The 19,764-nt window shown below is 65.5% G+C and carries 20 protein-coding genes; 17 read left to right on the top strand and 3 right to left on the bottom strand.

What is annotated here, in order from left to right; translation table 11 throughout:
• Nucleotides 1-42 precede the first annotated feature (42 nt).
• Nucleotides 43-2,274 (top strand): McrB family protein, encoded by a 2,232-nt coding sequence (locus ACQCSU_RS16025; protein WP_426976255.1) that lies wholly within the window; start codon nt 43-45, stop codon nt 2,272-2,274.
• Nucleotides 2,275-2,368: 94 nt separating this feature from the next.
• Nucleotides 2,369-3,565, top strand: a complete 1,197-nt coding sequence (locus ACQCSU_RS16030; protein ID WP_426979815.1) for a 5-methylcytosine restriction system specificity protein McrC — start codon at nt 2,369-2,371, stop codon at nt 3,563-3,565.
• 104 nt (nt 3,566-3,669) lie between these two features.
• On the opposite strand, the gene ACQCSU_RS16035 is transcribed toward ACQCSU_RS16030, so the two are convergent.
• Nucleotides 3,670-3,966 (bottom strand): hypothetical protein, encoded by a 297-nt coding sequence (locus ACQCSU_RS16035; RefSeq protein ID WP_426976256.1) that lies wholly within the window; start codon nt 3,964-3,966, stop codon nt 3,670-3,672.
• A 124-nt stretch (nt 3,967-4,090) separates the two neighbouring features.
• Here ACQCSU_RS16035 and ACQCSU_RS16040 point away from each other — a divergent pair, with 124 nt between their 5' ends.
• Nucleotides 4,091-4,717 carry a TetR/AcrR family transcriptional regulator gene (locus tag ACQCSU_RS16040; protein WP_426976257.1) on the top strand — a complete coding sequence of 209 codons (627 nt, stop codon included), beginning with the start codon at nt 4,091-4,093 and terminating at the stop codon, nt 4,715-4,717.
• Here ACQCSU_RS16040 and ACQCSU_RS16045 read toward each other — a convergent pair.
• Together ACQCSU_RS16045 and ACQCSU_RS16050 are read right to left on the bottom strand one after the other, a co-directional pair.
• On the bottom strand, nt 4,714-5,163 hold the full coding sequence (locus tag ACQCSU_RS16045; RefSeq protein ID WP_426976258.1) for a very short patch repair endonuclease: 450 nt from the start codon (nt 5,161-5,163) through the stop codon (nt 4,714-4,716). The genes ACQCSU_RS16040 and ACQCSU_RS16045 overlap by 4 nt on opposite strands.
• A gap of 53 nt (nt 5,164-5,216) precedes the next feature.
• Nucleotides 5,217-5,651 carry a pyridoxamine 5'-phosphate oxidase family protein gene (locus tag ACQCSU_RS16050; protein ID WP_426976259.1) on the bottom strand — a complete coding sequence of 145 codons (435 nt, stop codon included), beginning with the start codon at nt 5,649-5,651 and terminating at the stop codon, nt 5,217-5,219.
• 246 nt (nt 5,652-5,897) lie between these two features.
• On the opposite strand from ACQCSU_RS16050, the gene ACQCSU_RS16055 reads away from it, so the two are divergent.
• The 14 genes from ACQCSU_RS16055 to ACQCSU_RS16120 all read left to right on the top strand — a co-directional run bounded on the left by ACQCSU_RS16055 (nt 5,898) and on the right by ACQCSU_RS16120 (nt 19,749).
• A complete protein-coding gene (locus ACQCSU_RS16055) occupies nt 5,898-6,485 on the top strand; it encodes a DUF6318 family protein (protein WP_426979816.1) in 588 nt (195 codons plus the stop codon).
• Between the two features lie 442 nt (nt 6,486-6,927).
• Nucleotides 6,928-7,428 carry a hypothetical protein gene (locus ACQCSU_RS16060; RefSeq protein ID WP_426976260.1) on the top strand — a complete coding sequence of 167 codons (501 nt, stop codon included), beginning with the start codon at nt 6,928-6,930 and terminating at the stop codon, nt 7,426-7,428.
• 100 nt (nt 7,429-7,528) lie between these two features.
• The gene (locus ACQCSU_RS16065) at nt 7,529-8,599 is read left to right on the top strand and encodes an alkene reductase (protein WP_426976261.1); all 1,071 of its coding nucleotides are present in this window, start codon (nt 7,529-7,531) and stop codon (nt 8,597-8,599) included.
• 222 nt (nt 8,600-8,821) lie between these two features.
• Nucleotides 8,822-9,532 (top strand): GntR family transcriptional regulator, encoded by a 711-nt coding sequence (locus ACQCSU_RS16070; protein WP_426976262.1) that lies wholly within the window; start codon nt 8,822-8,824, stop codon nt 9,530-9,532.
• Between the two features lie 138 nt (nt 9,533-9,670).
• The gene (locus tag ACQCSU_RS16075; protein WP_426976263.1) at nt 9,671-11,011 is read left to right on the top strand and encodes an MFS transporter; all 1,341 of its coding nucleotides are present in this window, start codon (nt 9,671-9,673) and stop codon (nt 11,009-11,011) included.
• Nucleotides 11,008-12,072 (top strand): 2-hydroxyacid dehydrogenase, encoded by a 1,065-nt coding sequence (locus ACQCSU_RS16080; protein WP_426976264.1) that lies wholly within the window; start codon nt 11,008-11,010, stop codon nt 12,070-12,072. The genes ACQCSU_RS16075 and ACQCSU_RS16080 overlap by 4 nt, the downstream gene beginning before the upstream one ends.
• A gap of 80 nt (nt 12,073-12,152) precedes the next feature.
• Nucleotides 12,153-13,157, top strand: coding sequence for a sugar phosphate isomerase/epimerase family protein (locus ACQCSU_RS16085; protein WP_426976265.1), 1,005 nt, complete (start codon nt 12,153-12,155; stop codon nt 13,155-13,157).
• A gap of 87 nt (nt 13,158-13,244) precedes the next feature.
• Nucleotides 13,245-15,032, top strand: a complete 1,788-nt coding sequence (gene dhaL, locus ACQCSU_RS16090) for a dihydroxyacetone kinase subunit DhaL (RefSeq protein WP_426976266.1) — start codon at nt 13,245-13,247, stop codon at nt 15,030-15,032.
• Nucleotides 15,029-15,511 (top strand): ribose-5-phosphate isomerase, encoded by a 483-nt coding sequence (locus ACQCSU_RS16095; protein ID WP_426976267.1) that lies wholly within the window; start codon nt 15,029-15,031, stop codon nt 15,509-15,511. The genes dhaL and ACQCSU_RS16095 overlap by 4 nt, the downstream gene beginning before the upstream one ends.
• A gap of 2 nt (nt 15,512-15,513) precedes the next feature.
• Nucleotides 15,514-16,500 (top strand): 3-hydroxyacyl-CoA dehydrogenase family protein, encoded by a 987-nt coding sequence (locus ACQCSU_RS16100; protein ID WP_426976268.1) that lies wholly within the window; start codon nt 15,514-15,516, stop codon nt 16,498-16,500.
• A 38-nt stretch (nt 16,501-16,538) separates the two neighbouring features.
• Entirely contained in the window at nt 16,539-17,306 is a 768-nt protein-coding gene (locus tag ACQCSU_RS16105) for an SDR family NAD(P)-dependent oxidoreductase (protein ID WP_426976269.1), read from the top strand.
• Nucleotides 17,307-17,318: 12 nt separating this feature from the next.
• Nucleotides 17,319-17,447: a hypothetical protein gene (locus ACQCSU_RS16110; RefSeq protein WP_426976270.1), complete on the top strand. Its 129-nt coding sequence runs from the start codon at nt 17,319-17,321 to the stop codon at nt 17,445-17,447.
• Between the two features lie 91 nt (nt 17,448-17,538).
• Complete coding sequence (locus ACQCSU_RS16115) at nt 17,539-18,888, top strand: MFS transporter (protein WP_426976271.1); 1,350 nt, start codon at nt 17,539-17,541, stop codon at nt 18,886-18,888.
• Between the two features lie 66 nt (nt 18,889-18,954).
• On the top strand, nt 18,955-19,749 hold the full coding sequence (locus tag ACQCSU_RS16120; protein ID WP_426976272.1) for a triose-phosphate isomerase family protein: 795 nt from the start codon (nt 18,955-18,957) through the stop codon (nt 19,747-19,749).
• The last annotated feature ends 15 nt before the right edge of the window (nt 19,750-19,764 follow it).

Consider the following 19,764-nt stretch of genomic DNA (forward strand, 5'->3'; position numbering starts at 1 on the left):
CCCATGATGCGGGCGTTCAGCTTAACCCTGTAAATTGAAGGCATGACCCCATCCCCAAAGCCTGCCATGCACCGCGCCCTCGGCATCTCCAAGGAGATTGAGGACGCTGCGTGGTTTGTCTTGGGGCCGGGGCTGCTAGGCAAAGCGTCGGCGCTGGACGGCCGCACCAAAACCTGGTCGGTGCAGGCTGCCGCGGAGTTGCTGGAACGCCTTGAGCGCGGCGTTGCGGACCCCAAGGCGCCCATGATGACAAACCTCCGGGAGAACCTGGCGGATGCCTCGCGGGGAGCCAAGCAGCTGGCAGTTGAACTGCTGTTTCTCCAGTCCCTGCCGCTGGCGCACGAGGTGAAATCCCTCAAGGTCAAGCGCGCCCGGGTGGCCGAGGCGGCATCCTGGCTCGAACCGCCCCTGGAGCTCCCGGACGAGCTGTACGCGGGCATGACGGACCACGGCGTGATCCGGGACCGCACAGCGGAATTCAACTGGACCATCTGGGATCACCTGAAATGGCTCTGCCGCTTTGTCCAGCACGTTGCCCGGCGGCCTGCGGGCGTGGTCTCGGCTGCCGTCAGGGATCCGCTGGCATTCCACCAGTTGGTTGCGGGCACCCCCGACGACCAGCCGGCAATCCGCCGCAGCATCGAATTCCTCGTCTGGCCTAGCTACTTCGAGCCCGTCGTAGCCGACGTCGAACGCCAGGAAATCCGTGACGCCTTTGCCTCCCTCGTGGGCGGGGCCAAAGGGGACAGCGACGAGGAAATCTCGGCGGACATCCACCGCATCCGCCTGCACCTTGACGAGCAGGCGGGCCAGCGGATCGACTGGTACTCCAGGCAGCTCGTCAGCCAGTGGCGAAAGGTGGGGGACCCCGGCCGCCGCGCGTGGCTGCTGCGTACCCACCAGGACAACGCCGACCTGCTTGGCACCTGGCAGACCAAGGAAACAGTGACGCTCGACGTCGAACACCTCCGCCTGCTTGATCCGGGCGTCACTGCCGGGCTGGTCCAGCACGCAGTGGACGAGGACTACAAGCACCTCGGCTATGTGGAACGTGAGGACACCAAGACCGCCGTCTTCGCGTTCCTGACCGTGATGAAGCCCGGCGACCTGACCCTGTACCAGCACTCCGGCACCGTCCGGGTGGGAGTGGTCCTGGGGGAACCGGAGCACCACGAGAACAACCGCCGGCTGGCCCGCAAGGTCCGCTGGTTCGATGAAACCCACAACATGACGGAGCTGCCCCGGCACGTGCAGCGCCAGCTGGCCACCTCCGGCATCATTGTGGACATCACCCGCGTCATCCAGGCGCTCGAGGCGCTCCTGCCGACCGAAGCGGAAGCCGACGCCGGCGACGGCACCGAACCGGACGCCGTCGTCGAACCCGCCTGTGAGGGTTTCCGCCCCCTGACGCCGGACTTCGCCGCCTCCCTGCACATGGACCTGGATCCGCTCCAGGAGATCGCCGAACTGCTGGAGGAGAACCGGCAGGTGGTGCTTTACGGCCCGCCCGGTACGGGCAAGACCTACCTCGCCAAGCACCTGGCGGCCCAGCTGGCTGGGGACACCACGGACGAGCGCGTCAAGCTTGTGCAGTTCCACCCCTCGTACGCCTATGAGGACTTCTTCGAGGGGTTCCGCCCGGACAAGACGGATGAGGGCCAGGTGTCCTTCAAGCTCGTGGCCGGTCCGTTGCGCCGGATCGCCGAGGAGGCCGCCAAGCCCGGCAACGAGAGCAAGCCGTATTTCCTGATCATCGATGAGATGAACCGGGCGAACCTCGCGAAGGTCTTCGGTGAGCTGTACTTCCTGCTCGAATACCGTGACGACAGGATCTACCTTCAGTACAGTCCCAACGAGCCGTTCACGCTGCCGGACAATCTGTACATCATCGGCACCATGAACACCGCGGACCGGTCCATCGCGATGATGGACGCGGCCATCCGCCGGCGCTTTTCCTTCATTGAGCTGCACCCGAAGACCGAACCGGTAAAGGGCTCGCTGCTGCGGTTCCTGCAGGCCCGCGAGCTGGACACGACGCCGGCCCTGCTGATGGACGCACTCAACGACGCGATTGACGAGTGGGACCGCGACCTCATGATCGGGCCGTCCTACTTCATGAAGAAGTCTGCCCAGACGCCCAAGGGCCTGCGCCGGATCTGGAAGTACGAGCTGATGCCGCTGCTCGAGGAGCACTATCACGGTCAGCTCAACCGGGCCCAGCTGGAGGAACGGTTCGGACTGGACCAACTGCTCTCGCGCCTTGCGCACGCCTAGCCCGGGTGCGGCCGGCGCGGGTGCAGCGCCGGGTGCCGCCAGGAAGCGGACTCCGGGCCCGGCGCCGGGCGCCGCGCCGCTGCGCCGCATCGTGCTGGACGAGCTCTCCGTCGGGGTCGCCGAGCGGCTCGACCCGCCAAGCGCCGCCTACATCAACGGAAGCGGCCTGGCGAAAGCCTCGCCGATGGGCATGGGCCTGTACCGGATCGAACCCGTCGGAAGGGTGGGTTCCGTGCGCACCCCGACGGTGCAATTGGAGGTACGGCCCAAGGAGCGGCTCGGTCTGGGACGGCTGCTGTTCATGCTCGGCTACGCGGGGGACCAAGGTTTCCGCGAAGATTCCGTCGCCGCCGTCGAGGAGACGGATCTGTGGAGTGCACTGGCAGAATCGCTGGCGCAACTCGCGAACCGCGCTCTCAGCCGAGGGGTGCTGCAGGGCTACCTGAACGTGGACGAATCACTCCGGACGGTCAAGGGCAGGATCCGCATCTCGGACCAGATCTCCCGCCGGCCCGGCATGCTGGTTCCGCTCGAGGTTTCCTATGACGAGTTCACCGAAGACATCGCGGAAAACCGCATCCTGCGGGCCGCTTTGGAGCGGATGTCCCAGGTGCCGGGTGTCCGGCCGGCAGTACTCAGCCGGCTGCGCCAGCTGAAGGGAAAGCTGGCGGCCGTGACCCGGTTGCAGTCCGGTGCGCCGCTGCCGGCATGGCGGGCCAGCCGGATGAACACCCGCTACCACGCAGCCCTGCGCCTCGCCGAGCTGATCCTGCGCAACGCCTCCGCGGAAGCCGGCGACGGAAAGCAACAGTCGGCGTCGTTTGTGGTGGACATGTCCAAGGTGTTCGAGGACTTCGTCGGCACGGCGCTGCGGGAGGCCATGGCGGCCTTCCCCGGTGAGATGCGCCTGCGGTACAACGCTTTGCTCAACGAGGCTGTCCGGGACTCGGACCGGATCGTGGTGCAGCCGGGTGCCGTGCACCTGTTGGGCGGGCGGCCGGTGATGGTCTATGACGCCAGGTACCAGGCGGCGGCCGACGTCGGCGCCTCACTCTCCGGCGACCATTACCGGATGCTGGCCTACTGCACCTCACTGCGGGTTCCGACGGCGTGGCTCATTTACCCCGGCGCCGGCGAAATCAAGTTGCGTCGGATCCTGAACACTGACATCGACATTGTGGAGTTTCCGGTGGATCTGTCCAAGCCGCCGTCGGAGATCCTGGCATCGGTGGCGGACCTCGCGCAACAGTCCTGGGGCGAAGTCGTGCGACAGGCAACCATCAGTCGCTGACTGTGACGGGTGACGGTGGCGTGTGCCGCACCTAACTCTTGTGCGCGCGGCAATTGACTGTGTCCGAACGCCACTGCACTCCGGGTGCTTGTTGGGGGCGGAAGTTACCCCGCTGCCTCCCGCCGGGCTGACATTGAAAGCAAGTGGCCCATGAGCGCCTTCTCCGGCCTACCGGGATTGCGGGCGACATGCCAGCGAAGTTTTTCTCGTACCTCCGCCTCTTCCGGCGTGTTGTCAGCGAGAATCGCATCAATGATCGTCGACACCTGCCTGCGCAGGGGTTCAAGATCAGGGTCGACCTCGTGGGCCCGCCGGTAGTCCTCCAGCCGGGTGGGGGAGGACGGCACGGAGCGTGGCGCGTCGGTACCGGGCAATTCATTCGACGTCAGCAAGTGCGGCATCTGGCGCTCTCCCGTGGGTGTAGTAGTAGGAACAAGTACGGTCTGAATCCCCCAAAATCCCCCCGGACTCGAATTTTACCCGAGACAGACCATTCTGTCTCGCAACCCGCTAGAATATTTTTTGATGTCCCTTTCAACGAATCCCGCTGCGATATCGCCTCCGCCTGTTGTGGCGAACGGCGACGCGCTGCCCGTATCCGGAGTGCGCGAACGGATTCTCGACGCTGCCTATGACTTATTCTCCCGGCGGGGAGTCCGCGATGTCGGCGTTAACGAACTGATCAGCCGTTCCGGAGTGGCCAAGGCAAGCTTCTACCGTCATTTCGCGTCCAAGGACCAGCTGGTGCTGGCCTTCCTGGAACGCCGGGACCAGCAATGGACCGTTGACCAGATCGTCTCCGAGGCCCGGCGCCGGGGTGAGACCCCGGAAGAGCGGCTGCTCTCCATCTTCGACGTCTTTGCCGACTGGTTTGCGCGCGATGACTTCGAGGCTTGCTCCTTCGTCAACATCCTGCTCGAAATGGGGCCAGGCCATCCTCTCGGCCAGGCCAGCATCGACTACCTCGCCAAGATCCGTGGCCATGTGGAGCAACTGGCCGAAGAGGCTGGGCTGCGAGACCCGGAGAACTTCTCCCGTTCCTGGCACATCCTCATGAAGGGATCAATCGTTTCGGCAGCGGAGGGGGACCGTGCCGCCGCAGGCCGCGCCCGCGAAATGGCCGGTTGGCTGATTGCCCAGTACCGCGGCTAGTTTCCTGGCCGGCGTTCTGTTGATTGGGCCAGCAGGAATGCATCCAACTGCTGCTCCAGCGCGGATGGATTCCTGAGCTCGCACTCCCAGACGGTAAGCACCTTCCAGCCTAGGCTTTCAAGCTGTCGAAGCTGTTCGGCGTCGCGTTTCCGGGTGCACGTACGCTTGGTTTCCCAGAACTCGGCGTTGGCTTTGGGTGCGTGTTGCCCCACACGGCAGTCGTGGAAATGCCAGAAACAGCCGTTGACAAAGATGACTTTGTGGCGGCTGGCGAAGACCAGGTCCGGGCTGCCGGGGAGTCTGCCTCCGCGGGCCGTGCCGTGCAGCCGGTAGCGGTAGCCCTTGGAATGCAGCAACTTTCGAACCAGCAATTCAGGTTTGGTGTTCTTCCCCCGGATGCGGGACATGTTCCAGCTGCGCCGCTCCGGTGTCAGCTTGTCCGCCATGGTTTAAGTCTGCGCCATGGTTTAAGTCTAGGCGGCGGCTGAGGTTGCTCTGATTAGAGTTCCCGCTCCGGGTGTTCGGCGAACTGGAAGTGGCGGCCGGTGACCGACGTCGGCTCGATCTCAACGTAGAAGTCCTTCAGCGTGGGAACCCAGGGGTTGAGCCCCAACGATTCCGCCGCGGCGATGTCCGCGGACTGCTCCAGCACGCGCGCGGTGCCGCGCAGGACCACGGACCAGGCCTCCGCTGACAGGATGCCGTCGGTTTCGAACAGCACCTTGGGGTTGATGGTCAATTCGGCCAGTTTGTTGCCAGGCGCGGTGCGGAGGTACAGCATCCTGCCACTGACCACGTAGTTCACCGGGAAGATGTCTGGCTCCCCGGCCACGGTGACAACCAGCCTGCCGTGCTGAGTACCGTCAATCAGTTTCCAGCTCTGGTCATCGTCCAGATTGAGGATGGGGTTACCGTCGGCATGTTCGAACATCATGGCTTCATTGTTCTGTCGCCGGCAGGCAAACGCTAGAGGCCAAGGGGTCTGTCTGCACGCAGGGAGTGGGAGCTTCCGCCTGTGGACAACGCTGATGAGCAAAATGTGACGTCAGTTACCCTTAAGCCATTGTTTGGCTTAATGCGTCTTGATTTTCTATCGGGGGAGTAGCTGACCATGACATCCCGCACTTCGATCTCCACCAGCAGGCGAATTCGCGCGTCCGCCCTCGTTGCCGCGCTCCTGATGTCCGTCACTGCCTGTAGCGGGGGAGGGGCCGAGCCGAACGCATCGCCGTCCGCTGGAACCCAGAGCCCGTCGGTGTCGCCCACGCCCAGTGCCACCCCGAGCCCCACCGCCAGTTACAAGCCGGCCGACGCCTCAGGGAGAGCCCAGAACGTCCCGGTTCCGGTGCTACCCGAGGCCGCGAAGCTGGAGACGAAGGAAGGGCTGGAGGCATTTGCGCGGTACTGGTTTCAGTTGCTCAGTTACGGATACGAGACCGGAGACACGTCGAGGCTTCTGGCTATCACCAGTCGCGAGTGCAGAGCATGTGAGCGGGCGAAGGAAGTCATGACTGGCTGGCACGAGGAACGTCGTTGGCTCGCCGGTGGCAAGACGGACACGCCGTCCGTTAGCACTACGTTTCTCGTGGCGCCCGACGGGAACTATCAAGTGGCCATACAAGTTTCCCAGACGGCTATTTCCTACTACAACTCGGACGGCACATTGCACCAAGCCACCCCAAAGCCGGAGGATACGGGCAATCTCATGCTTGCTGCCTTCCGCGACGGCGCATGGTACGTGAACAACATTCAGCCGATAGTCGGCTAATCCAGTGAGGACAGCCGGGTGGGGCAGGGCGGCGTTGACTTTGTTGCTAGCCATGGTCTTGGCCGCACATCCAGTCCCTGCGCTTGGCGGCAGCAACGAGCCACCTATTACTAGTGATTGGGGAGAGGACACGGTCGACGTCGGTGGCTGGACGATTGACACGGGTTCAGGCCGATTCGTTTGGGCGGAGCCCGGCTCAATAGCTGCCGATCCCTACCAGTACAAGTACGAACTTCAGTGTCATCTTGGGGGCGGTGACTTCGACACCGACTGTCTGGCAGTCCTAGTTGATTGCAAGAACGGTCCCAACGGCAAGGAGGGGATTCCGGTCGTCTGGTTGAAAGCTCCGGCGGGTGTGCCGAACCCCTCGTGGACCTTCCATTCCGGCCCTACCTGCCTCTTTGATGCCAGGCCAGAAGACTTGCTGCCTCGAATCGCGGCCATGATCCAAACCGAGTTCCAGCGACTTCCCATCGCGGCAGGAACCGTGACGGCCCAGCCAAGCCCGCACACCCTACGGGGAGCGGAGACCAACTTCTTCGGGGATGCGGCGGAACAGCAGTTCGATGTCACCATTCTGGCTCAGAGGGTGCACGTCGTGGCAAAGCCCGTGGAATACACCTGGACCTACGGCGATGGTGGTTCGCTCGGTCCCCAAGCGGCGGCGGGCGGCCCGTTGCCGCAGGAGCGATGGGGAGAAAAGACCCTCACCAGCCACGCGTACACCCAGACCGGGGACTTCTCAGTGGTGCTGACCACGCATTTCCGCGGCACCTACTCCGTGAATGGCGGCCCGCCCCTGCCCATCCCGGGTCAAGGCTCCTTCAGCTCGCCGCCGCAGCTTGTCAGCGTGTGGCGGTCCATTACCAAGAATTACGCGGATGATTGTCTCCGGAACCCCCAAGGCCAAGGGTGCCCGGGCGGCTCTCCGCCCAATCCCTAGTGTGGAGTTCCACTCGCAGTGATCCGAGTCTCACATGGAATAGTTGCAAACGCTGCGCAGTTACCTCCAATGAACCAATCCATTGTGAAAGGAACTGCGCATGCTGTTTTCCCCGATGACCCTCGGCGAGCTGGAACTGCCCAACCGACTCGTAATGGCGCCGCTCACCCGCGTCCGCTCCGGCAACGAAGGAGTCCCCGGCCCGCTGGTGGTTGAGCACTACCGTCAGCGTGCCTCGCTCGGCCTGATCGTCAGTGAGGGCACGTACCCCAGCCACGCAGGCCGAGGCTTCCCGGGCCAGCCCGGGCTCGTGACCGACGAGCAGCTCGCGGGCTGGGCCAACGTCACAGCGGCCGTGCACGCCGAGGGCGGCCGCATCTTCGCCCAGGTCATGCACGCCGGCCGGGTTACCCACCAGGACACCACCGGTGGCTACGAAGTAGTCGCACCCAGTGCCATTGCCATCGACGGCGAGACCCGCACGTACGCGGGCAAGAAGCCGTTCCCCGTACCGCACGCTTTGACCACAGGGGAACTGCCGGGCATCGTCCAGGAATTCGTGACGGCCTCCCGCAAAGCGGTAGAGGCAGGATTCGACGGCGTCGAGCTGCACTCCGCCAACGGTTACCTGCTGCACGAATTCCTTGCTCCGTCCGCCAATCAGCGCGAGGACATCTACGGCGGCTCCCCGGAGAACCGGGCGCGTTTCGTCATTGAAGTGACCCGAGCCGTCGTGGATGCCCTTGGCGCGGACCGCGTCGGCATCCGTATTTCGCCCGAGCACAACGTCCAGGGCACAACCGAAGTTGACGCAGCAGATGTCCAGGAAACCTACGCCCACCTCGTGGATGCCTTGGCACCCCTTAAGCTCGCCTACCTGAGTGTCCTGCACAAGGAGCCCACCAGCGAGCTGGTGCAGGGTCTGCGCGCCCGCTTCGGCGGAACCTTCCTACTGAACACGGGCTTCGGCGTCATCACCACCCGTGAGGAAGCCAAAGCGCTGATCGCGGACGGCCACGCTGACGCCGTCGTCGTCGGACGCCCCGCCATTGCCAACCCGGACCTGGTCCGCCGCTGGCGTGAAGGACTCCCGGTCAACGAGCCGGACCAGTCCACCTTCTACAGCGACGGCGCACAGGGCTACACGGACTACCCGGCCTACCAGAACTAGGACTCCGGGAACTCACCAACCGCCGCTGTACATGTCCAGCCGCAGCCGCGAACAGTGGGCAGAACACGATTCTGCCCACTGTTCGCGTTTAAGAAATGGGCATGTCCCGCGGGCCGGGAATTTAAGAATGGGCATGTCCCGCGGGCCGGGAATTAGGGAATGGGCATGTCCCACGGGTCTTGCCCGAGAGCTCCACGGCAGCCCGTCCTATAGGATCTGAACATGCAACTAGCTTCCTCCGGGAGTCGCCCTGAGGGCCACTACGCGGGCCGTCCCGTCAGCCGCCAGGTCCTCGCTGACCACGTCTACGAAGAGCTTCTGGCGTCGCTGATGGACGGTCGGCTGGCACCTGGAACCGCGGTAAGTATTGACGGGACCGCCAGGGAACTGGATGTGTCCCCGACGCCGGTAAGGGAAGCGCTCGCGCGTCTGGAGCACACCGGAATGGTGCGCCGCGTGGCGCTCAAGGGTTACCGGGTTGCGCCGGTCTTCACCCGGGAAGATTTTGCCGAACTCATGGAAGCGCGCCTCGCGATCGAGCCCGTGAATGCCCGGCTCGCGTGCGCGCGGCTGACGCCGGAGCACCTTGCCGAGCTGGGGCAGGCAGTCGTCGATCTCAGGAAGGCGCCAAGGGGCCCGTCGTTCGCCGAATACCGTGACTATCTGGAGGCCGACGAGAGGTTCCACCGGCTGATCGCGGAACAGACCGGCAACCAGTTCATGGCTGCCGCCTACGCCGCCCTCGGCGGACAGGTCCAGCGCTTCCGCTTGTTTGGGGGAGTGGGCATCACCGACGCGGAGCATGCCATCGCCGAGCATCAGTCCGTGCTGGACGCGTTCTCGTCCGGCGATCCGGAGAAAGCGGCCGAGGCCATGGCCGAGCACGTGCAGAAGGTCCGCGGCCGAGCCATCGCGGACGCACCGGCAGAGTAGATTCACCCCGGTTCGCAGCCTTAATACAGACCCGTAATAACTTTCTTGTGACCCCCTTCACAAGCACATCAAACACCCTATAGGATCTTCGATTGTGGCGGTTGTGTGCCGGCATCGGGAATCACAAGGGAGTGAAGTGTGCAGACAGATACTTTGGCCGCTGGGCCCAAGGAATCAGCGACACGCCGCACCATCAAGAATCTGCGGTGGTGGATCCTCGGCTGGGCGCTGGCCGCCGGCATCATCAACTACATGGACCGCAGTGCGATCTCCATCGCCGCTCCGCAGCTGATCAAAGAATTCGGCATGACCCGGACAGACATTGGGCTCCTGGGCACCGTGTTTTCCTGGACCTACGCCTTTTGCCAGTTGCCCGCCGGCTGGCTCGTGGACAAACTCGGCGCCCGCCGGATGTACTTCCTCGCCATCGCCGGCTGGAGCATTGCTACCGCGCTGATGGCCATGGGCGGCAAGATGTGGCAGTTTGTCACCTTCCGATTCCTGCTCGGCGTCACCGAAGCACCCAACGGACCGGCATCGGCCAGGCTCACCGCTGACTGGTTCCCCCGTGCGGAGCGCGGACAGGCCACCGCGATCTGGGACAGCGGATCCAAGTGGGGACCCGCCATCGCGCCGCCCGTCCTGACTGCCATCATGCTCGCCTTCGGCTGGCAGGCCATCTTCCTCTTCCTCGGCGTCGCCGGCCTGGTGCTCGCCGTTGCCTTCTTCCTCTACTACCGCGCTCCGGAAGAACACAAACGCATCAGCGCGAAAGAACTGGAATACATCGAAAGCCAGCGCGCCACCCAGCTCCTGGCTGCCAAGAAAGTCTCCTGGCTGGGCCTCTTCAAGCACCGCCAGATCTGGGGAATGATGGCCGGGTTCTTCTGCGTCATCTGGATCTGGAACATCTTCATCGTCTTCCTGCCGCTCTACCTGCAGGAAGAGCGCGGCGCGAGCATCGCAACCTCCGGGTGGCTGGCGGCCGTCCCGTACCTCGGCGCAGCCATCCTCGGCATCACCGGCGGCTGGGTCATGACGCGCTACTCAAAGAAGGCAGGCCGCGATCCGCTCCTGGCCAAGCGCCACGTCATGTCGGTCGCCGCCGTTGCCGCCGGTATCCTGATCTGCCTCATCCCGTTCGTGGATTCCCTCCCGCTCGCCATCGCTGTGATGACCGTGGCACTGGGCTTCGTCGCCACCATGCAGGCAGCGGCCTGGGCCATGCCCGGTGACATCGTGGACAACTCCCAGGTCGCATCCGTCGGAGCCATCCAGAACTTCGGCGGCTACTTCGGCGGCGCCTTTGCCCCGCTGCTGACCGGCGTGATCGCCGACGCAACCGGCTCCTACGCGCCGTCGTTCGTCATCGGCGGCGTCATCGCGGCTCTCGCCGCCGTGGCCTACACCGTCCTGGTCCGCGAGCCCATCAGGGACAAGACGACCGCAGACCGGCCGGAGAACGGAGTCGACGCATGAGCACAGCCACCAATGAATTGACGACGACGGCGGCCGCCACCCGCCCGCCGTTCACCGTGGCGGTCACGGCCGACGCTGCAAGGCCTGACGGAAGCTCCATCCACGGGGATCTGGGGCTGCAGCGGCTCAGTGAGAAGGGCATCAGCTGGAGCGTTCTGCCCAGCTACACGGACCCGGTCCCGGTAGCGGATCTCGCCGGGGTCCAGGCCGTTCTGTCACTGGGGCACATAGCCTTCGATTCGCGCACCGTGGACCACGCCCCGGAGCTGCGGCTGATCGCCCGGTTCGGGGCAGGGTACGAAACCATTGACTTGGACGCCTGCACCCGCGCCGGCGTCGTTGTCACCAACACTCCGGATGCCATCCGGCGGCCGTTGGCGGTAGCCGGGCTGACCCTCCTCCTGGCCCTCTCGCACAAGCTCCTGGCCAAGGACAGGCTGACGCGCACGTCCGACTGGGCGAAGCGCGAACACTACCGGGGCGCGCCGCTGGTGGGGCAGACGGTCGGCATCGTGGGCTTCGGCAGCGTCGGCGCGGAGCTCGCGCGGCTGCTGGCTCCCCTTGGGATGAAGGTGGTGGGCAACAACCGCAGCGGCCGCCATACGGAGGCCGCCGAACTCGGCGTCGAGTTGCTGGGCCTCAACGAGCTGTTGGAACGCTCGGACTGCGTTGTGCTCTGCGCCGCTCTGACGCCGGCGACGGAAAAGCTGATCGACGCCGTGGCGTTGGCCCGGATGAAGGCAAGCGCCTATCTGATCAACATCGGCCGCGGAAAGCTCGTGGACACGGATGCCCTTCGGGATGCGCTGCGGGATGGCCGCATCGCCGGCGCCGGGCTGGACGTCTTTGCGCCGGAACCGTTGCTTCCCGACGACGAGCTGCTGACCTTCGACAACGTGCTGCTTTCCCCGCATTCGCTGTGCTGGACCGAAGATTTCACCCTGGATGTGGCGGCCAGCGCCATCGCCTCGATCCTGGAGGTGGCGGCGGGGGAGCGCCCTGCCCATGTCCTGAATCCGGAGGTCTTCGCAACAGCGGCCTTCGCCGCGAAGCAGGCGTAACCCGTCCATGTGATCTTGACAACACCACCTCAGATAGTAGATCCTATAGGAAACAGGATTCCACGAAGGAGTGAATACCCATGGCTTACACAGCTGAAAACTGGCCCATCACCGCGGCGCTGCTGCAGTTCCCCGGCGTCGACGCGCAGGGCAAGCACATCAACGACGCGTCCGCTTCCGCCTGGGCCGAGGTCTTCACCGAGGTCAGGGAAGCCGGCTTTGCCGACGCCGACCTCACGGACAGCTGGGTCCGTCCCGGCGACCTGAGCTCTGCCCGGCTCGCCGAGTTCAAGGAAACCGCGGAGAACGTCGGCATCGGCATCCCGGTCATCTCGGCCATCCGGCGCAGCGTCATCGAGGCCGAGAACTGGGAAGCCAACCTGGCCTACAGCCACCGCACCATCGACGCGGCGGCCGAGCTTGGCTGCGAGGTGGTCTCCTTCGGGCTGCACCAGGCGCTCACCGCCGAGCAGCAGAAGCAGCTGTGGTTCTGGACCGTCGAAGGGCACAAGGACCCGGTGGGGGACAAGGAGACCTGGGGCAAGGCCGTTACCAGGCTCCGCGAGCTCGGCCGCCACGCAGCGGATGCCGGCATCCTGCTTTCGCTGGAAATGTACGAGGACACCTACCTGGGCACCGCGGATTCTTCCGTGCAGCTGGTTCAGGACATCGGCCTGGACAACGTCGGCCTGAACCCGGACCTCGGCAACCTGATCCGGGTGCACCGCCCGATCGAGGACTGGCGCGAGATGGTCGCCAAGACCCTGCCGTACTCGAACTACTGGCACATGAAGAACTACATCCGCGATGAAGACGTGGCCCGTGACAGCTACGTCGCCATGCCCGCGCCGATGGAAAGCGGCCTCATCAACTACCGCGAGGCATTCAAGATTGCCCTGTCCGTCGGCTTCGAGGGAATCCTGTGCACCGAGCACTACGGCGGCGACGGACTCAGCGTCACGGCCAGCAACCAGGACTACCTGCGCCGCCACGTCCTGCCGAAGACCGACGGTTATGCCCTCGGCCGGAGCCAGGTGGCCCAGGGCCGGCAGCAGCCGGCAACCTCGGAACTCGCCGGCGTCTGACTCAGCGCATGGTGCGGCCGTCAAGCCATTTGGGGGCGGCCGCACCACCCCAGCACGACTTCTCCAACACGGACTCAATGAGGAACCATGACCCAGATCTTCGACAACCCCGCTGACTTTGCGGATGAGGCACTGGACGGCTTTGTCGCGGCCAACCGCGGCTACGTCGCCCGGGTGGACGGCGGCGTGGTCCGCTCCACCGAGGTCCCTGCCGGGCAGGTGGCCCTGGTGGTGGGCGGCGGATCGGGGCACTACCCCGCCTTCGCAGGCTTGGTGGGCCCGGGCCTGGCCGCGGGATCGGCCTGCGGCAACATGTTCGCTTCCCCCGCGGCGGGGCAGGTTTACCGGGTGGCCAAGGCCGCCAACGCGGGCGGCGGGGTGCTGCTCAGCTACGGCAACTACGCGGGCGACGTCCTGCACTTCGGCCAGGCCCAGCTGCGCCTCAACGCGGAAGGCATTGAAACCCGCACCGTTTTGGTCACCGACGACATCGCCAGCGCCCCGCTGGAGCAGATCGGGAAGCGCCGCGGGATCGCAGGAGACCTGACGGTCTTCAAGATCGCCGGCGCCGCCGCAGAGGCCGGGTTGAACCTCGACGACGTCGAACGGCTGGCCATCAGGACCAACCACCGCACCCGTTCGCTCGGCGTGGCGTTCGGCGGCTGCACGCTGCCGGGCGCCAGCGAACCCCTCTTCCACGTCCCGGCGGGCCAGATGTCCCTGGGCCTGGGCATCCACGGGGAACCGGGGATATCCGAACACCCGATGCCCACCGCCTCCGAACTCGCCGAACTGCTGGTTTCCAAGCTGCTCGCCGACAAGCCTGACCAGGCCGCAGACCGCGTGGTCGCCATCGTCAACGGGCTCGGCACGGTCAAGTACGACGAGCTGTTCCTGCTCTTCGGCAAGATCGAAAAGCGCCTCGTCGCCGCGGGACTCACCGTGGTGGAGCCGGAATGCGGCGAGCTGGTCACCAGCCTGGACATGTCTGGGCTCTCCCTCACCCTGCTGTGGCTGGACGAGGAACTCGAACAGTACTGGGCTGCCCCGGCTGACACCCCGGCCTTCCGCAAGGGCAACCTGGCACCCCGCGCCCGCCGCGAACTGGCCGGTCCGGAAGCCGCCGAATCAGCCGAGGTCGAACGACCCACTCCGGCAGCGGCGGACCTCGGGCGGCAGGCAGTCGGAGTGCTCGCCCAGGTGCGGGACGTCGTCGTCGAGCACGAAGAGGAACTGGGCCGCCTGGACGCCATCGCCGGCGACGGCGACCACGGGATCGGCATGCGGCGCGGCGTGGACGCGGCAGTCGCCGCCGCTCAGCAGGCGGCGGCGAACGACGGCGGCGCCTCGGCGTCGCGGGTCCTGACCGCAGCGGGGGAGGCCTGGAGCGAACGCGCGGGCGGCACCTCGGGGGCACTCTGGGGTTCAGCGCTCATCGCCGCCGGACTCGCCCTGGGAAACCAGGACAGCTACAGCGGTGAGGACGCAGCCGCCGCGGTCACGGCCTTTGTCGACGCCATCACCGAGCTCGGCAAGGCGGAGCTGGGGGACAAGACCATGGTGGACGCGCTGCTACCCTTCCGGGACGCCTTCCTCACAGCGTCCGACGGCGGCGCCCCGGTAGGTACTTCGCTCGCCGCGGCTGCGGCCGCCGCCCAGGCCGCCGCAGACAAGACCGCGGGCCTGCGTCCCCTCAAGGGCCGCGCCCGTCCGCTGGCCGAAAAGAGCCTCGGACACCCGGACCCCGGCGCGGTTTCGTTTGCACTGATCGCAGCACGGATCTCAACCCACCTCGAAACTGCACACACCGACGCCAGGCTCGCGAACCCCGAACTGGCGAACCCCGAACTGGCAAAGCAAGGAGTACAGGCATGAGCACAACAACAGGCTGGCGCGTCGTCGTCGGCAACGATGAGGCGGGCGTCGAATACAAAAACGCCCTGAAGGCACTCCTCGAAGCGGATCCCCGCGTGGCCTCGGTGCAGGACGTGGGGGTCGGCGCCAACGACTCCACCGCCTACCCCCACGTGGCCATTGACGCCGCGCGGAAAGTAGCCGAGGGCAAAGCCGACCGGGCGCTGCTGATCTGCGGGACGGGCCTCGGCGTGGCCATCGCGGCGAACAAGGTCCCCGGCATCCGTGCGGTCACCGCGCACGACAGCTACTCGGTGGAACGCTCGGTCCTGAGCAACAACGCCCAAGTGCTCACCATGGGGCAGCGCGTCATCGGACTGGAACTCGCCAAGAAGCTCGTCGGCGAATGGCTCAGCCACCGCTTCGATGAAAACTCCTCCTCCGCCGCCAAGGTGGAGGCCATCTGCTCGTACGAACCCGAATACACGAAGGCAGTCTGAACATGACCGAATCAACAGATACCGCGGCCGCCATCAACGCCGCCCGCAAGATCGCCGTCGTCGGCTCCGGCTACATGGGCGGCGGCATCGCCCAGGTCCTGGCGCTCGGCGGAGCCCGGGTTGCGCTGGCCGATGTGTCCGCCGAAGTGGCGCAGAAGAACTACGAGCGGCTCCTCACGGAATCCGACGAATTCGTGGCCGCGGGTCTCTTCCCCGAGGGCTCCACCGCCATCCTGAAGGAAAACCTCTGGGCCGCCCAGAACATCGAGGAAGCCGTGGCCGACGCCGACTTCATCGAAGAAGCCGTCCCCGAAGTCATCGGGATCAAGCACCAGACGCTGGCCCGGATCAGCGCCGCGGCCCGGCCGGACGCCATCATCGGCTCCAACACCTCCACGATCTCCATCGCGGACCTGTCCGAGCCCGTCACCAACCCGGGGCGGTTCCTGGGCGTGCACTTCTCCAACCCGTCACCCTTCATCCCCGGCGTCGAAATCATCCCCCACGCCGGCACCTCGGCGGCCACTATCGGCGCCGTCCGCGAGCTGGTCCACGCCGCCGGCAAGCAGACCGCCGTCGTCAAGGACGTCACCGGCTTCGTGCTCAACCGCCTCCAGTACGCGCTGTTCCACGAGGCCGCCCAGCTCGTGGAGCAGGAGATCGCGACGGCGGAGGACGTGGACACCCTGGTCCGCACCACGTTCGGCTTCCGGCTGCCGTTCTTCGGACCGTTCGCCATCGCGGACATGGCCGGCCTGGATGTTTACAACTTCTGCTACAAGTCCCTCCAGACGGACTTCCCGGAGCGCTTCGCCACCCCGAAAATCCTCACCGACCTGGTGGAGGCCGGCAAGCTGGGCACCAAGACCGGAGCCGGCTTCCTCAACGTCCCGGCGGAGCGCACGCCGGAGCTGATCGCCTACCGGAACAAGGCGTATGTGGCCATGCAGAAGCTCATTGACGAGCTTGGCCCCGCCCCCATCAACTGAACTCCAACGTTCACTTCCACCCTTTCAGGAGCACACCCATGAGCACTTTCCCCGCAGGACGCACGGCGATCATCACCGGCGCCGTGTCCGAGCGAGGCATCGGCCGCGCCACCGCCAACTACCTGGCGGCGCAGGGCTGGAACATCGGCATCATCGATCTCGATGACGCTCTGTGCAAGGCCGCAGCCAAGGAACTGGCCGCCGAACACGGCGTCAAGGCCTTCGGCGCCGGCGCCAACGTTTCCGACGAAGGCTCGGTCCGTGCAGCGATCGATGCGATCGAGGCCGAACTGCCGCAGATCGTGGCGCTCGCCAACGTGGCCGGCGTCAGCTCCCCGGTTCCCTACCTTGAGCTCGACGCCGCCGAATGGGACCGCGTGCTGAACATCAACCTCAACGGGGTCCACTACGCCACCCGCCGTGTCGCCGAATCCATGGTGAAGAACAGGATCGGGCGCATCGTGAACATCTCCTCCGTCTCCGCCCAGCGCGGCGGCGGCACGTTCTCCAAGACGCCGTACTCGGTGGCGAAAGCGGGCGTGATCGGCCTGACCCGTGCAACGGCCCGCGAACTGGGCGAGTACGACATCACCGTCAACGCCATCTCGCCGGGCCCCATCGACACCGACATCATGGGCGGCACCCTCAGCGAGGAACGCAAGGACGAACTCACCAAAGACCTCGTGGTCAACCGCGTTGGCTCCACCCGGGACATCGCAGCAGCCATCGCCTTCCTCATCAGCGAGGACGCCGGGTACATCTCCGGCCAGACGCTGAATGTGGATGGCGGACTCTACATGCACTAAGGAAGAAGAATCGTGGCCCAACACACCCAACCGCCCGCTGCCTCCGGCTTCGCGTCGTGGAGCAAGGGACGGAAGATCTACCTCGTCGTCGGGATCCTGGCCTGCCTGGCCGGGATAATGATCATCGCTTTTTCACGCTAGAGAAAATCACTGCCTGTTCAACGCACCTGTCCTACCCACCCGTTCTGCCCCACCTGATCTACTCACCTGATTCACTCAATGAGGAGTTTTGATGTCCGTAGCAACAACGTCCACCAGGGACCTCCTGGATACGCCGGTACTGAAATCGGCCATATCCAAGGCATCCCGCCGGCTTATGCCCATGCTGGTGATCCTCTATGTGGTGGCCTTCCTGGACCGCACCAATGTGGGCTTCGCCGAAGCGGCCCTGGGAGTGGACAAGGGCATCACCGCCGGCGCCTACGCCCTGGGCGCCGGGATCTTCTTCATCGGCTACGCCCTGTTCGAGATCCCCAGCAACCTGCTGCTGACCAAGTTCGGCGCAAAGGTGTGGCTGGCCCGCATCGCCATCACCTGGGGCATCGTGTCCGCGTGCTTCGCCTTCGTCCAGGGCGAGACGTCGTTCATCATCCTGCGGTTCCTGCTGGGTGTCACCGAGGCCGGGCTGTTCCCGGGCGTCATCATGTTCCTTGCCGCCTGGTTCCCCAACAAGGTCCGCGTCAAGATGTTCGCCATCTTCTACCTGGCCCAGCCGTTCTCCCAGATGATGGGCGCCCCGCTGTCCGGCTGGCTGATCAACATCGGCGACCAGGTGCCCGGAGTCCAGGGCTGGCAGGTCATGTTCTTCGTTGAAGGCATGCTGGCGGTCGTCGCCGGTGTTGCCGCGTACTTCTTCCTGATCAACAGCCCGCAGGACGCCAAGTTCCTGAGCAAGGACGAGAAGAACGCACTCCTGGAGGTCATGGCACTGGAGGACACCGTCAAGGAAGAGTCCGGCCCGCGCGGCGTGCTCGCCGCCATGAAGAACGGCAAGGTCTGGTACTTCACCGTCATCTACTTCTGCCTCCAGATCGCCGTCTACGGCGTCACGTTCTACCTGCCGCAGCAGGTGGCCCAGCTGACCGGCCAGAAGGTGGGCTTCGCCGTCGGCCTGATGGCAGCCATCCCGTGGTTCTTCGGCATCTTCGCCTGCTACTTCATCGGCAAGGCCGCCAACACCGTGGTCCGCCGCCGGGTCTGGGGCACCGGGCTGTTCATCTCCACCGGGCTCTGCATCTTCGGCTCCGCCTGGGCCGGCGCGAACCACATCCCGGCACTCGGCATCATTTTCATCACCCTCGCCGTGTGTAGCTTCCTCTCCATCGGCCCCATCGCCTGGTCCTACCCGACGGCGTTCCTCACCGGTACGGCCGCGGCTGCGGGCATCGGCCTGATCAACTCGCTCGGCAACCTGGGCGGTTTTGTGGCCCCGATCCTGCGGACGTCCGTGAATCAGATGACCGCATCCGATACCGGTACCATGGGCGTCTACGCGCTGGGCGTGCTCCCGTTCCTGGCCGCGGCCATGATGTTCGCCACCCGCCGGTTCAAGAACAAGGCCGACGAACTCCTGGAGCAGTAACCCAACCCGTCAGGCCCACGGGCTGCCCGATAGCTCAGCCCAGCAGTCCAGCAGAAAGCACCAACAATGCAGCAGACTCCAGCCAGCCATACCCCCAGCACCCGCATCCTTGTGGGGGTCAGCACCAAGATGTACCTGGGCTACCGGGACAGTCTGGACTGGCTGGAGCGGCTGCGGCACGAAGTGGACACCCGTCCGGCCCTCGCGGCCGGGCGGGTTGTCCCGTTTGTCATCCCGTCCTTCCCCGTCCTGCCCGCGGCGGCCCGGCTCCTGGCAGATTCGCCGCTGCTGCTCGGCGCCCAGAACTGCGGCTGGGCGGACGGCCCGTGGACCGGGGAGGTGGCCCCGTCGATGCTCGCGGAACTCGGGGTCCGGCTCGTGGAAATCGGCCACGCCGAACGCCGGCGGCACTTCGGCGAAGACGATGCCATGGTTGCCCTCAAGGTCCGGGCGGCGGATGACGCCGGGCTCACGCCGCTGCTGTGCGTGGGGGAGCGCGACGGCGGGCAGCCGGCGGCCGCCGCGGACTTTGTGTACCGCCAGATCGAGTTGGCCGTCGACGGCGACTGGGACCTCGCCGGCCGGCTCACCATCGCCTACGAACCCGTCTGGGCCATCGGTGCGGCGGAACCCGCCGGCGCGGCGTACGTGTCCGACGTCGTCCAACGGCTCCGCGGACAGCTCGCCGCCGCCGGGCTGCGGGAGCTGCCGGTCATCTACGGCGGTTCGGCCAAGCCTGGACTGCTGCCGACCCTCGAGGGTGTCTCCGGCCTGTTCCTGGGCCGTTTTGCGCACGACCCCGCGAACTTCGGCACAGTGCTGGATGAGGCACTCCTGATTGCAGCCGCCAACCAGAACTAGGGCCAGCCGCCAGGC

It is taken from the genome of Pseudarthrobacter sp. O4 (assembly GCF_050157025.1).
Classification (GTDB): Bacteria; Actinomycetota; Actinomycetes; order Actinomycetales; family Micrococcaceae; genus Arthrobacter.